The sequence below is a fragment of the Acidobacteriaceae bacterium genome (assembly GCA_035944135.1).
GTDB lineage: Bacteria > Acidobacteriota > Terriglobia > Terriglobales > Acidobacteriaceae > Granulicella.
The window spans coordinates 305,489-318,906 of record DASZBM010000002.1 but is presented as its reverse complement, the minus strand read 5'-3'; the positions used below and the strand labels follow the sequence as shown (position 1 = coordinate 318,906).

Here is a 13,418-nt window from a genome sequence, read left to right as displayed (position 1 = left end):
CTAATGCGCACGGTAGCCTAAGCTCATGCCTCGCGCGGTCCTGATCTTCAATCCCCACGCCGGCCGGGGCGGCCGCTCGCGCATAACTGCGCTCGCACGCGCGGCCAATGTGCTGCGCCGCGAAGGCATCGACACGGAGATTGTGGCCACGCTTGGCCCCGGCACCGCAGCCGTGCAAGCGGCTGGCGCAGTCGCGAGTGGCGCCGAGATTGTCTTCGCGTGCGGCGGCGATGGCACGCTGCACGAGGTTGTGCAGGGACTCGCGCATCACCCCTCCGCGGTTGTCGGTGTTGTTCCGCTCGGAAGTGCGAACGCGCTGGCTCGTCACCTGGGCCTGTCATTTGACGCTGCCGAGGCGGTGCACCAGCAGCTTCGTTTTGAGCCGCGCTTGATCCCGCTGGGCCGCGTGACCTGCGAGACGCCGGAGGGTCAGCGCTCGCGCTACTTCGCGGTGATGGCCGGCGCGGGGCCGGATGGCATGCTCGTCTATCGCATGCTCGCTGCCGGCAAGCATCGCCTCGGACGGGCGATGTACTACGTGCGCGCCGCGCGTCTGTTCCTCGGCTCTCAGTTCCCCACATTTCGCGTGACCGCGACGGGCGATGAAAACAACGGGTTCGAGCAGGAAGCCGTCAGCGCGATGGCAATTCGCGTGGGCGATCTCGGCGGAGTGTTCAGTCCATTGATTCGCGGGGCCTCGCCGGTGGATGAGACCTTACAACTGACCGTTACCCAACCGCCTCACCGGTTCACGCTGCCCGTGTGGTTTGCGACGAGTTGGACACGCACTCACCATTGGAATCCATACACGCAGCACCTGCGCGTCTCGAGCTTCGCATGCGCGGCGCCCGGTCACCGGATCCATGTGCAGGCTGACGGTGAATGGATTGGCACCACACCGATGCACGTCGAGCTCGTGCCGAACGCGCTGCGGCTCCTGATGCCTGCACCACGCGCTACATCGCAGCCGGCACGCTGATACCGAGCCAGCCCAGCACGCGCGTAATCTCCCGCCGCGCCACGGCAGCCGTCGCGAAGAGCAGAGTCTTCCGCGCCGGATCGCTCTCTGTAAGCACGCGATGCCGGTGATAGAAGTTGCTGAATGTCTGCGCCAGCGTAAACGCATACTTGGCGAGCACGGCAGGCTCCGCAGCAGCAATCGCCTGCTCGAGCACGAGCGAAACACGCGACGCCGCCAGCCACACTTCCCAGATACTCGTGCCCTCTTCACCTTCGAGCAGCGGCGCCAAAATCTTCGGATCGAGCTCTGCGAAATCGCGCAGTACTTGCCCCTCCTCCGCGTCGCCTTTGCGGAAGATGTTCGCCGCACGCACCGCAGCGTACTGCGCGTAGGGTCCGGTTTCGCCTTCGAAGCTGAGCGCGTCTTTGAAATCAAACGCGATGACCGTGTTGCGTGTGAAGCGCAGCATGAAGTACCGCAAAGCGCCGACGCCGATTGCGTTGGCAATCTGCGCACGTTCTGCTTCGTCGAGTGCCGGATGACGGGCATCGACCTCCACGCGCGCAGCGGCGATCATGCGATCGATCAGATCATCCGCCTTCACACCGAAGCCCTTACGCCCGCTCACCTCGATGAAGGCACGATCCTTATCCTCATCGCTGAGCACATATCCGAGCTCCTGCGCAGTGCGTGCGGTGAGGCCGACGAACGCGTAGTTCAGGTGCGTATAGTGCGCGGCCTGCGCCTCGTATCCAAGCGCGCGCAGCGCCTCCTTCACCTGGGTCTGCGGGTCGTCCTGGCGCGAGTCGATGACGTTGTAGATTGCGTCCGCGTGCCCAAAACTTGGGTGCGGGTCTTCGCCGTGCATCGTCGATACCCAGCAGGTGTGCGTCGGATACTCACGGAACCGCGCGTACCCAAAGTCGCGCCCGAGCAGGCCGAACTTCCAGAGGTGATACGCGATGTCCTTGCCAACATACGTGACCGTGCCGTTCGAGCGGATGATGATCTTCGCGTCTTCGTCAACCTCGCCCGGAGCGAGCGGCGGCGCAGCGCCTGCGGCTGAATTTGAAGACCGGCGCATCACCCAGCAGCCGGCGTTCTTTCCTGCTGTCTCTTTGTAGAGCACGCCGCGCTCCACCATCAGCGCGCGCGCGGCTTCCCAGAAGTGCAGGTGCAGGATCTCGCTCTCGCGCGGCAGAAAATCGTACTCGATCCCCAGCCGCTCCATCGTTTCGAGATGCCGGTGCAGAACGCCGGTTGCGATAATCTCGGCTATCTCCGCGGTCTCATTGCCGCCCGCTTCGATCGCGTGCAGCGTGTCCAGCCGGAGCTGCTTGCGCGCTGCAGTCTGATCCGGGTCCGCGTCGTACCACTGCGACACCTGCGCGTACAAATCCCAGCACGCGTAATCGAGCCGCGTATTCGTCTCCAGCAGCTCCGACATCCACCCGCGCACATCGTCAAGGTTCATGCCCTGAAGCGCAGTCACCGCAACGACGATGTCCGCAACCTGCACGCCGGTGTTGTCGATATAGTTCTGCACGCCGGTCGCGTATCCGGGCTTGTAATCATCTGGGCGCACCATCCGCGCGAAGCTGTCGCCGAGGATCGCGTTCCGCAAATGGCCGACGTGCGCCGCCTTGTTCGGATTGATACTCGTGTGTTCGATCAGCCGAAAGCCTTCGCCGCCGATCCTCGCGTGCTCATCCGCCGCAATGCGTCGCGCGGTTGCGGCGCGATCGAGCTTCACGTTCAGATAGCCCGCGCCGGCGATCTCCACGCTCGCCACGCCGTCGATCTTCGCCAGCTCCGGCTGCAACTCCTGCGCGATAGCCCGCGGCGCCTTTTTGAGCCGCTTGGCAAGCTCAAACGCAACAGGAAGCGCCATCTCGCCGAACTCGAGCTTCGGCGGCAGCTCGACCGCGAGCTGTGCAAGCTCCACGCCGTAGCGCTCGCTCAATAGCGCCTGGATACGCGCCTGAATTGTCTGCTGCAAAATTCTGTACATATCGAAACCGTTTCTCGGATCCCAGTTCGCTGATCGTTTTACGGAAGCTCAGCGGGCAACGTGTCCAGCTCCTCGACCAGAGGCACTCGCCGCGCACGGTGCAGACGATGCACGAGGAAGAGTCCACCGCCGACTGCTGTGATCGCAATGAACAGCCAGGCGTGAATCAGGAGCCCGAAGAGTCCGGCGGCGGCAGGCGGCGCTCCGTGGCGAACCAGCGCGTCCTTGCAAGCCCACTCAAACGGCCCAATGCCTCCCGGCGAGCTCGGAATCAAAAACGAAAGGTTCGCCTGCGAGACCGCCTGCCATGGCCCCAGCAGATCTGTCTTCAGGGCCACCAGCTTCACCGCCGAAAGATAGATCATGCCCTCAAGACCCCAGGCGACGAAGCTGAACACGAAGAGCAGCAACGTGCCCCCCAGGCCGATGTGCTCGATGCATTCCATCGCGAGCAACAGCCAGTGCTCGATCTTCTTCACAATCTTGTTGTGGCTCTTCGCCGTGAGCGAGCGTAGTGGTCCCTGCAGCGTGTGCGCGCCGAAGACCAGAACAAGCAGCGCAACCGCCGAAATCGCAAGCCCGATCTCCGCGCCGCCGGCAAGCTTCGGCGAGACTTTGCGGCCGCCATGCATGGTGATCACAAACAACGCGGCGAGGCTGAAGACATCCAGCAGCTTTTCCAGGATGACCGTGCTCAGCACCGTCGACGGTGTCGCGTTCAGGTCCGGCGCGTAGGTAAAGATGCGCATCACATCGCCGATGCGCAGCGGGAGGATGTTGTTCGCCGCAAGCGAAGTCATGAAGATGCGCGCGCAGTCGCTGAAGCGCGCCTTCACACTGCGCAGCATCCACCACCAGCGCACGCAACGCAAGGTGTATCCGGCCACGCTGAAGACGATGATGCCGAGGATCCACGCGGGCGCGACAAAGCGCACAGCGCTAAGGTCCTTCATGTCGAAGCCGCGGAAGGTCCACCACAGAAAGAAGGCGCTGATCAGCAGCCCAGGCAGCATCTTCAGCAGATTGAGGCGATGCTCACGACTCATCGCGGGGTCCTCAGGGCGGCGGGCCGAGGATTCCCCGGCGATGTTGTAGGTAGATCGAACATTGGTACGCTTCTTCATTGTACCGTTTGCATTGAGACGATTTGGCACAGCGCGGTGTTGCAAACGTTGGCTGGATTCGCGTCCATGAAATTAAGCAGAAAGGAACAGTTTGGCTGAAAATCCACCGATGCCGCTGCGCGCACTGGAAGGCTGGTCCGCTGTTCGCTGGAGCGCCCTGCTGGCCGCGCTCACGCTCGCCACTCTTCTCGTGCACGGATACCATCCCCTTGCCGAAGACGGCGGCCTTTACGTCGCTGGCGTTGAGCTCACGCTGAACCGCTCGCTTTTCCCGCATTTCACCGAGTTCGTCTCAGCGCACCTGCACTACTCGATCTTCGCGCCGGTGATCGCCTCGCTCACGCGTCTTACGCACCTTCCACTGCTCAGCGTGCTTCTGCTCCTCGAGCTGCTCAGCATCGTGCTGATGCTGACCGGCGCGCGCGCTGTCCTCCGCCGCGTAACCGGGAACGAGCGCGCACAGCTCGCCGGAATTGCGACGCTCGCGACACTCTGGACGGTGCCGATCGCAGGCACTTCCCTGCTCCTGATGGACCCCTACGTCACGGCGCGAAGCCTCTCCACGCCGCTCTCATTGTGGGCCCTCGCGTTCGCGCTCGATGACTGGAAGGTCAATCGCCGCTCGCTCGCCGGCTGCGTCGTGACCATCGCGCTTGCGGCAGCGTTTCACCCGCTGATGGCGGGGTATGCGCTCGGCCTCATCCTCGTGCTGCGCATTCTGCGTTTCCGGCACAGGACTCTCGTGCTCCTCAGTCTGGCGGTGCTCGTCTTTGCAGTGGCGGCGATTCTGCAGGCGCGCGCGCCGGCGGACTCCGCCGCGATTGTGCTCGCCACAAAGAGCCGCTACTACTGGTTCCTGTCGCAGTGGCACTGGTACGAACTGGTCGGAATCATCGCGCCGCTGCTGTTGCTGCTTCTACTGTGGCGGACGCGGTCGAATGCAAACTGGGCACCGCTCTGCAGCGCGGCAATTTTGTACGGATGCTTCGCCGCGACAGTCACCTTGGCCTTCGCGCACGAGAGCTATCGGGCTCACGTTATTGCGCGGCTGCAGCCCCTTCGCGCCTTCCTCGTGATCTACCTCGTCATGTTTTTACTGCTCGGAGCAAATCTGCAGGAATCTCTTGAGCGATGTGCTGCAGCCGCTTCGGCGAGGCGATACGCGCGATACGCAATCGTTCCGATTCTGATGGCTGCTGCCGTCGCAATGTTCATCACGCAGCGTATCCAGTTTGCCGCATCCCCGCACGTTGAACTGCCCTGGCGGTTGCAACAGAATCAGAACCAGTGGGTTCGTGCTTTTCTGTGGTGCCGCGACAACACGCCTCAGGATGCGCTCTTCGCGCTCGACGCGCACTACATCACAACGCCCGGCGAAGACGCGCAAACCTTCCGCGCCATCGCGCTGCGCAGCGTCCTTCCTGATTTCTCCAAGGATGGCGGTGAGGCTGCGATTACGCCGCGGCTCGCAGATGAGTGGGACGCGGGGTTCACCGCACAGCTCGATCTGGACAAGCAGACCACGCCCGAACTCCGCGAGCACCTCGATCCATACGGCGTTGACTGGGTGATCCTGCGCACTGACTCGCCGGCTGCACTGAACTGCCCCTACCAGAACGCGATTCTCAGGGTGTGCCGCCTGCAGCGTTGACCGGCGCAGGCGCAGCGATCAGATATGCCCGAGCAGCCGCTCGCGCGCACGACGCCGCAGCGACGCCCGCAGCAGAACGGCGATCAGAAACGATTGCAGCACCACGATAATCAGCAGCGCCCACGGATACTGTGCGGCGAGCACGCTCGCGCGCCACCACCCTGGCAGAACGCGAGACTGATAGAAATTCACGACCGCCAGGTCGCTCTTGATGACAGGAGCCGTCGGAACCGTAGACACCGCCGCGGGCGGGGGCGAGGGCGTCGGCGCCGCGGGAGCAAATGGAACGGACTTTGCCGAGGCTGGCAGTGCGTTTACAGCGGACGCAATCGTCTTTGCAGTTGCATGGCCGGCCTTCGTCAGCTTCGGAGCGGCGGCCGCAGATCCGCTCTGCGGCGAAGAGGTCTTAGGATCCCCGGTCGCTGTTGTCTTCGAAGCATCTGTCTTGGCAGTCGTCGCCGGATCCGCCGGCTTGTCGGCAGTCTTTGCTTCCGTAACAGCCTTCGCAGGCGGATGATCCTGAGCGGTCCCTGCATCCGCGTCGGCCTTTTTTGGCGAACTTGCCTGTCCGGCCTTCGACGGCTCCGGCTTCACGGCTTCCGGTTTCGGCGGCTCGGCCGGTTGCTTCGTTTCGGCGACGGTCGCAACAGGCGGAGTCGTTGTCTGCGCATCCTGCCCTGCCGCTCTGCCCCAACTCGGCAGCAACACCGCCGCAATCAGCAGCGGCACGATGCTCGTCACTAGGCCGGCATCGCGCGAACGGCGTCCCGGTAGAATCGTCTGCCGCAACCCGCGGAACGCAAGCCGAACGATGCGCGCAAAGCTGCGCACCGGATGATCGCGCTCACGGCTCTCGTCCCATCCGAGCCACGTGTCGGCGCGCGAGTACAGCACCATCGTCAGCGCCTCGTCCTCCGCCAGCGAGAGCGCGTCGAACTGCACGCGCAGCGACTCATCCTCCACGCGCACTACAGTTGCAGGCAGCGACGCGTCGCCATCCAGCACCGGCAGAACAATCCGCACCGCGTCTTCCGGCTGCACCTTCAGGCGCGACCCTGTCCACAGCCGCACGCCTGTGCTCGAAAGATCGCCCGTCAGCCCCTGCACGACGCTGCCGTCCGGCAGGACCACGCCCGCCGGCACCTCAACGTTCACCCGCACCGCACGGCGCCGCTGCTGGTTCTCCCACGCCACAGCCGTCGCGACGCTGAGCAGCATCATGTTGAAGAGCGTCCACACCACGTTGACCACGATTGTGCCGAGGTGATTCGGGTCATACATCTGGTGCGGCACGCTCAGCAGCCGCCCCTGCCATCCGGGTGCGTTCGATGCGGCAAACAGATGCAGCCGCGGAATCGCGCACAGCAGACCGATGAAGTTCACAAACAGCATCAGCAGAAACGGCCGCGCAATGCGGCGGTCGAAGAAGCTCGAGTAGAGCACCTGCCCCTTGGGCGTGACGTTGAACTTCGGCTTGCGCGGCCACAGGAACGCGCCGATCGTCGGCAGCAGAACGTACGGCGCCAGCACCGTTTCATAGATCTCGTTCCAGAACGAGTGCCGATGCCTTCCCTGAATGCGAAGATGTGTCAGGTACAGCATCACCAGGTGCGGCGCGGCGTACGCCAGAATCAACTGCCAGGTGCCCGGCAGGTTGGTGCCGCCATAGATCAGGTAAATCAGCGGCGCCATCAGGAAGACCAGCCGCGGCAGGGCAAACAGGAAATGCGCTGCAGAATTCAGGTAGCACAGCCGCTGCACCAGCTTCAGCCCGCGCCCGAACAACGGATTCTCGACCCGCAGGATCTGCGTCATGCCGCGCGCCCAGCGAACGCGCTGGCGAATGTGCCCGCTCAACCGTTCGGTTGCGAGCCCCGCGGCCTGCGGAATATTGATGTACGCCGTGCTCCACCCAGCCTTCTGCAGCCGGATCGACGTGTGCGCGTCTTCGGTTACCGTCTCCGTCGCAATTCCGCCAATCTCATCCAGCGCCCTGCGGCGCAGCACCGCGCAGGATCCGCAAAATGACGTCGCGTTCCAGAGATCGTTGCCATCCTGCACCACGCCGTAAAACAGTTCGTTCTCGGCCGGAATATGCCGGAACTGCTCGAGGTTTCGTTCAAACGGATCAGGCGAGTAGAAGTGCTGCGGTGTTTGCAGCAACGCCAGGTTCACGTCGCGGTCGAACCACCCCATCGTGAGCTGCAGAAAGCTGCGCGTCGGCACATGGTCCGCATCGAACACCGCAACGAATGGCGCATTCAACCGCTTCAGCGCTGCATTGATGTTGCCCGCCTTCGCGTTCTCGTTGTTGGGGCGGGTCATGTAGCCGATGCCCGCCTGCTCGGCGAAGTCGCGAAACTCCTCGCGCCGGCCGTCATCGAGCAGATAAACGTTCAGCTTGCCCTCAGGCCAGTCGATGTTCGTCGCCGCAAGCGCCGTATACTTCACCAGCCGCAGCGGTTCGTTGTAGGTCGTAATCAGCAGGTCGACCTCAGGCCACTTCTCCGGATCGTCCGGCAGCGGCACCGGCGTCCGGCGCAGCGGCCACAATGTCTGGAAGTAGCCCAGGATCAGTGCCACGAATGCATAGGCTTCAGCGCCTAAGACAACGACGACAAAGAACGCGTTGAGATGGTTCCACGTCGAATCGCGGAACCGGAAGTACTGCTCGACCGCATGAACGCGCCAGATGCCATACCGCACTGTCGCAAAACACGACAGCAACACCAGCATCAGAGTCGTGAGATACGAGCCCGAGCCGCGGTGCAGCCAAAGGGCGCTCAGCACCAGCAACCCGCCCAGCACAGCCTGCTGCGGCCACGGCAGCGGCACAGCAGCCGACGCGAGCAGGAACAGTGTTCCGCCCGCGACAATCAGAAACCGCAGGAGCCGCGGAAGCAGCGCATCGCTCGACTCGAACTCCCGCCACAGAGGCGATCGGGTCATTGCTCGCTCCACCGCGCCTTTCTAAAGCCAGAGGCAGGCGCCGCCTGCGTCCTCAGCCACGAAGCCAGGTTCAACACATCGCCCGCCACAGCCGTATCAGGCGCATAATCCATCACCGTCATACCCTCCGCCAGCGCCTCCGACACCGCCGGCGAGCGGCGAATCACAAACGGCAGCAAACGATCGCCCAACTGTTGGCGCAACACCTCGCGCACATCCAGGTGCAGCGGCTGCGACGCGTCAAATCCATTCAGCACATATCGCGGATGCAATGGCTTTCCGTTTCCATCCGTCACATCTGCAAAGAACTTCTCCACCACGTTCAAGCTGATCACCGAGCTCATATCAGGTTTCATCGGCACCATCACAATCGAGTTCATGCGCGCCAGTCTCCGGAGCACCCACGGAACCGAAGGCGAAAGATCCACCAGGACGCGCTGCATACCCTGGCTGTTGCGCGTCAGTTCCTCAGCCAGCCAGTCCTGCGCTTCGAGATCGCCACCCTTCTCCAGCAGATCGAAGCTCAGCAGATGAATGGGCGCATCCGCACTTCCCACCGGCGGCGCAAACGTGCGCACGACGCCCGGCTTCAGCTCGCTCGCGCCAAAGTAAAACGGCAGCAGCCCATGCGAGGTCGTATCGGTCAGCAGCACCTTTTCGCCACTCGAGGCCAGCGCGCGCCCCAGCGTGGCCACCAAACTGGTCTTCCCTACGCCGCCGGCTAGCGAGAACACCGCCAGCACCGGCACCTCGCCGGTCGCGGACTTTCGCTCCGCTGGAGCCTGCTCCTGCGGACCCTGATCGAACAGTTCACGCAACGCAAACCATCGCGAGGCTACGCGCTCCCGCGACTGCTGCAAAGTGTCTCCAAGAGTTGCGTCCACGGCCGCTTCAGCATGCCGTTTCGGGTGCTCTTCTTCCTGAAGCCATGCCGGAAGCGCCGCCTGCGCCTGGGCATGCTCCCCAGCCGTCGGCGCCGAAGGCACAGCTTGGGCGCTGGCCTGTTTCGTACCGTTCGAGTCCTGCAGCTCCTTCGGAGGTCCGCCCGAAATCGCAGCGTGTCCGTTTCTGTTCGAGCTCTGCGTCTCCGGGAGCGGCTCGGGCTCCGTAACAGCAAACGCCGCGGTGATCGGGTCGGCAACGAATCCCATCGTGTCCGCCTCGTCGGCGATTCCCATCGGTGGCAGCCGAAAGCGCCCATCGCGCGCTGGAAATCTCGCCGGCCGCATGTCCTGCTCAGGAGTCACGAGCGTTGCAAACACCTTCTCCGGCGGTGGCTGATCCGGCTGTCGCTGGTGCTGGTATGGGTCCGTCAGTTCTCCCGGCAGTTTCGCCACGGGCTGCGGCCCGGCCAGCTTGCGACGACGCATCTCGGCCTCGGCATACCGCAGCGCCTGCCGCTCGGCCGATGCCCTCGCCTCTGTAATCTCTCTTGCTTCGCGCCGCTCCGCCGCCTCCGCAGCCGCTGCAGCCTCCGCTCTCTTCGCTGCCTGGACGCGCTCCTCCGCAGCCTTGCGGCTTAGCTCCGTCGCCTGCCGCATCGCCTGCGCCCGGGCGATCTCTTCCAGCTCCAGGTCTCGCCGCTGTTTGGCTTCAGCGGCCTTTCGCGCAGCCTTCTCGTGCAGCCGCGCAATCTCCTCTGCCTCCCGAGCCGCACGTTCTGAAGCCGCGGCCGCGGCCTCCGCCTCCGCCTGTGCCCGGCTCTCCGCATCCTTCGCCTCCTGCGCCGCTCGCTGCCGCATCAGGGCACGGGATTCCCGCCGAGCGCCCGAGAAGTCCCGGTATCGAGCGCCCTGCAGGTTCGCCCACGAGTACAGAACCGCTACATCCTCGGGGTTTTCCGTGCGCGACTGCTCTTCAATTACCTCCGGCTTCTGGCCGTCCATCCATGCCTCAAATTCCGGGTGAAATCCGTCACCCCAGCCGGAGTTCCCGCAAACGACCCACAATGGTGCTTGTCAGGTAACGTGAGGCTACGTTCCCCCTTTTTGGCAGTCAATGCACCCTAAGTAACACAAAGACGAAACCGTATCGTCAGTTTCGGGCCGCAAAATGGCCCTCATCCTGCTCCACACACAACGCCTGCTTCGGGCCGCCGCATGGTCACTTTCGTAACGTACCGGCCGCCTCGACGGCACCCCACCCATGTACTTCTTTAGTGCTATGCCCTCTTTGGCAGCGCCAGCTCCAGCAACATTCGGGCTACCGCCTCATAGTCGTGCCGCAGCACATCGCCCTCATGGACGAAGCTGCCCGCCACCGGCTCCACCCCAAGCGCCCGCACCCGGTCCAGATCGGCCTCAATCGGCGCCTGTCCTTCACGAGCGTACTTCGCCAGCGTCTCCGGCCGGATCGGCGCCGTGTTGATCAGCGCGTAATCGAAGATCCGTTGTCCGCCGCAGTGGTTCACGATCTTCTCAATGTGCTGCGACGCCGTCAGCCCCAGCGACTCGTTCGCCTGCGTCATCAGGTTGCAGACATACACGCGCGTCGCCTTCGACGCCGCAATCGCCTCCGGAATTCCCTTCACCAGCAGGTTCGTAATCAGCGACGTATACAGCGACCCCGGCCCAAGCGTGATCAGGTTCGCGTGCGCGATCGCCTCGAGCGTCTCCGCCATCGGGTCCACGGACGCCGGGTCCAGCATCAGTTCCACAATGGAGCGTTTTGAGGCAGTGATGTTCGTCTCGCCGCGGACCACTGACCCGTCGTCCATCTGCGCCGTCAACGTCGCATTGGCCGTGGTCGCCGGATAGATATGTCCGCGCGTCGCCAGAATCTGCGATGAGGTCTGCACGGCCTGCGCGAAATCCCCCGAGATCCCATTCAGCGCCGCCAGAAACAGATTGCCGAAGCTGTGCCCCTCGAGATCGCCATGCTCGAAGCGATATTGAAACAGCCGCGACAGCAGGTGCTCGTCCTCGCTCAGCGCCACCATGCAGTTGCGAATGTCGCCCGGCGGGAGCATCTGCAGCTCCTCCCGCAGTCGGCCCGACGATCCGCCGTCGTCCGTCACCGTCACCACCGCTGCCAGGTCCCGGATGAGGCAAGGCGCATCCGGACAGGGCGCCACACTGGCGCGCCGACGCGAACCACCGCGCCTGTCAAAACCGGTTGGCGATCCCGGGGTGGCAACGTACCGCTTCAGTCCCAACAGCAACGTAGAGAGGCCCGTGCCGCCACCGATCGCCACAACGCGTAGCTGAGGAAGAACTGGATCGGACATGCGTCCGTTAAGTGTAGACGGTGAGGCGGCGGCAGCTTCCACAGCAGAAGTGAATAGTGAGCAGTGAATTAAGACAACACCAAAAACAAAGGCCGCCCGAGAGCAGACGGCCTTTGCTTTTTGCGTTATTCACTATTCACTATTCACTATTCTTCACGCCTCCGGGTACAGCAGCTCCGTAAACCGCGGGTCTTCGGCGACCGGCTCAAAGTCCGAGTCCGCGCGCGCCTGCAGTCGGTTCTGCCCGTTCAGCCGGATCGCCTCACGCAGCTTGTCGATGCACTCCTGCGTATCGCCGGTCATGCTGGCCAACAGCGCCAGCCCGTAGAACGCATAGTCCGCCGCGTCATTCTGCTTCAGAATCTGCTCGAAGTGCTGCCGCGCGTCGTCATACTGCCCTTGGTTCAGCAGCGAGATCGCGTAATCGTAGCGCTCCTCGTTGGACTCGAACTTCGTCGAGCCCTTCTCGATCTGCGACACACACGCAGCGATGTACACGCGGATGCGGTCGGCCAGGTCCTGCGGTGCCGTCTCCAGCATCTGCGTGAAGGCCTGGTGCGCCTTGTCATACTTTCCGCTCTGCATCAGCTTCAGCGCGCTCTCATACATCGCGAGCGTCTGCTTGCGCGCAGCGTCGTCGGGCTGCGACGTGCCCGCTAGCGTGCGGGGCATGCGTCGCAGGTTGCTCGACTTCGCGTCGTTCTTGGGTTGGTGGGAACTGTTGGACGGGGCAACGGGGGGTGCCGACTTCGTGGCCATAGCGCTCTCTGGTTACGTCGGGGGCTTGGGGGGAGCCTACGTTTCAATTTGGGAACTTGCTTGCTGGTTATACGGTTCCACACCTATCGCGGTCAAATCGGACCCTTGCATACCTCTTCTCTTCACGTCGATCCTCGCGCCCTGTACAGCACCGGATTCAGTGCCGGATCGTTATACATCTTCATCTGCCGGTAAAGCTTGAACCTGCGTCGTCCAGCCGACACATCGGCCCACAGCGCGTCCAGCGCATCCCGCAGATCATCGCGCTGCTCTTTAATCACCGCCAGCCGTTCCCGATTGCGCTGCGCATGCCGCTCATCGCCATTCGCACGCGCAATCTCTTCCTCAGTATGAAACCGCTTCAGGTCGAGGATTGACAGCCGGTCAATCATCATTCCCGGCGTCTCAGAGTGCAGCGGGGCCTCCGCGCGTTGCTCACCCGCCGCCGCCAGCAGCGCCTGGTCAATCCGTTCCATCAGATCATTCCGCCGCTGGTTCAGGCGGTCGATCGCCCGCTTGATCTCCACAATCTTCTCCGGGGTCGCCTTCGGGTCCCGAGCCTGGTCCTCTTCATGCCACAGGTCGAAGTTCGCCCGGTGTTGATCCACTACAAGCGCATCCAGCTCACTCGCTGCAGCCGGCATCTCCGCCGGCTCATGCCAGCGGCGCGTCGCACCCGACTGAAGCTTCACGATATGTGCCGCGTCCATCATCAAGCCCTAAGCATAACGAAGATC

At 63.3% G+C, this 13,418-nt stretch carries 9 protein-coding genes; 2 read left to right on the top strand and 7 right to left on the bottom strand.

Features of this window, described 5'->3' with window-relative positions; genetic code table 11:
* The first annotated feature begins 25 nt into the window (after positions 1 to 25).
* The gene (locus VGU25_03975; GenBank protein HEV2576350.1) at positions 26 to 979 is read left to right on the top strand and encodes a diacylglycerol kinase family protein; all 954 of its coding nucleotides are present in this window, start codon (positions 26 to 28) and stop codon (positions 977 to 979) included.
* On the opposite strand, the gene argS is transcribed toward VGU25_03975, so the two are convergent.
* Complete coding sequence (gene argS, locus VGU25_03970; GenBank protein ID HEV2576349.1) at positions 957 to 2,972, bottom strand: arginine--tRNA ligase; 2,016 nt, start codon at positions 2,970 to 2,972, stop codon at positions 957 to 959. The genes VGU25_03975 and argS overlap by 23 nt on opposite strands.
* Before the next feature lie 38 nt (positions 2,973 to 3,010).
* Positions 3,011 to 4,096: a lysylphosphatidylglycerol synthase transmembrane domain-containing protein gene (locus tag VGU25_03965; GenBank protein ID HEV2576348.1), complete on the bottom strand. Its 1,086-nt coding sequence runs from the start codon at positions 4,094 to 4,096 to the stop codon at positions 3,011 to 3,013.
* 109 nt (positions 4,097 to 4,205) lie between these two features.
* On the opposite strand from VGU25_03965, the gene VGU25_03960 reads away from it, so the two are divergent.
* On the top strand, positions 4,206 to 5,747 hold the full coding sequence (locus VGU25_03960) for a hypothetical protein (GenBank protein HEV2576347.1): 1,542 nt from the start codon (positions 4,206 to 4,208) through the stop codon (positions 5,745 to 5,747).
* An 18-nt stretch (positions 5,748 to 5,765) separates the two neighbouring features.
* Here the strand turns inward: VGU25_03960 and bcsA are convergent, their stop codons facing one another.
* From bcsA to VGU25_03935, 5 genes are all read right to left on the bottom strand, one after another.
* Complete coding sequence (bcsA, locus tag VGU25_03955; protein HEV2576346.1) at positions 5,766 to 8,696, bottom strand: UDP-forming cellulose synthase catalytic subunit; 2,931 nt, start codon at positions 8,694 to 8,696, stop codon at positions 5,766 to 5,768.
* A complete protein-coding gene (locus VGU25_03950; GenBank protein ID HEV2576345.1) occupies positions 8,693 to 10,582 on the bottom strand; it encodes a cellulose synthase operon protein YhjQ/BcsQ in 1,890 nt (629 codons plus the stop codon). Before VGU25_03950 ends, bcsA begins: the two co-directional genes overlap by 4 nt.
* A 275-nt stretch (positions 10,583 to 10,857) precedes the next feature.
* A complete protein-coding gene (gene yvcK / locus VGU25_03945) occupies positions 10,858 to 11,922 on the bottom strand; it encodes a uridine diphosphate-N-acetylglucosamine-binding protein YvcK (GenBank protein ID HEV2576344.1) in 1,065 nt (354 codons plus the stop codon).
* 153 nt (positions 11,923 to 12,075) lie between these two features.
* The gene (locus VGU25_03940; GenBank protein ID HEV2576343.1) at positions 12,076 to 12,594 is read right to left on the bottom strand and encodes a tetratricopeptide repeat protein; all 519 of its coding nucleotides are present in this window, start codon (positions 12,592 to 12,594) and stop codon (positions 12,076 to 12,078) included.
* A gap of 209 nt (positions 12,595 to 12,803) precedes the next feature.
* On the bottom strand, positions 12,804 to 13,394 hold the full coding sequence (locus tag VGU25_03935) for a DUF4254 domain-containing protein (protein ID HEV2576342.1): 591 nt from the start codon (positions 13,392 to 13,394) through the stop codon (positions 12,804 to 12,806).
* Between the last annotated feature and the right edge of the window lie 24 nt (positions 13,395 to 13,418).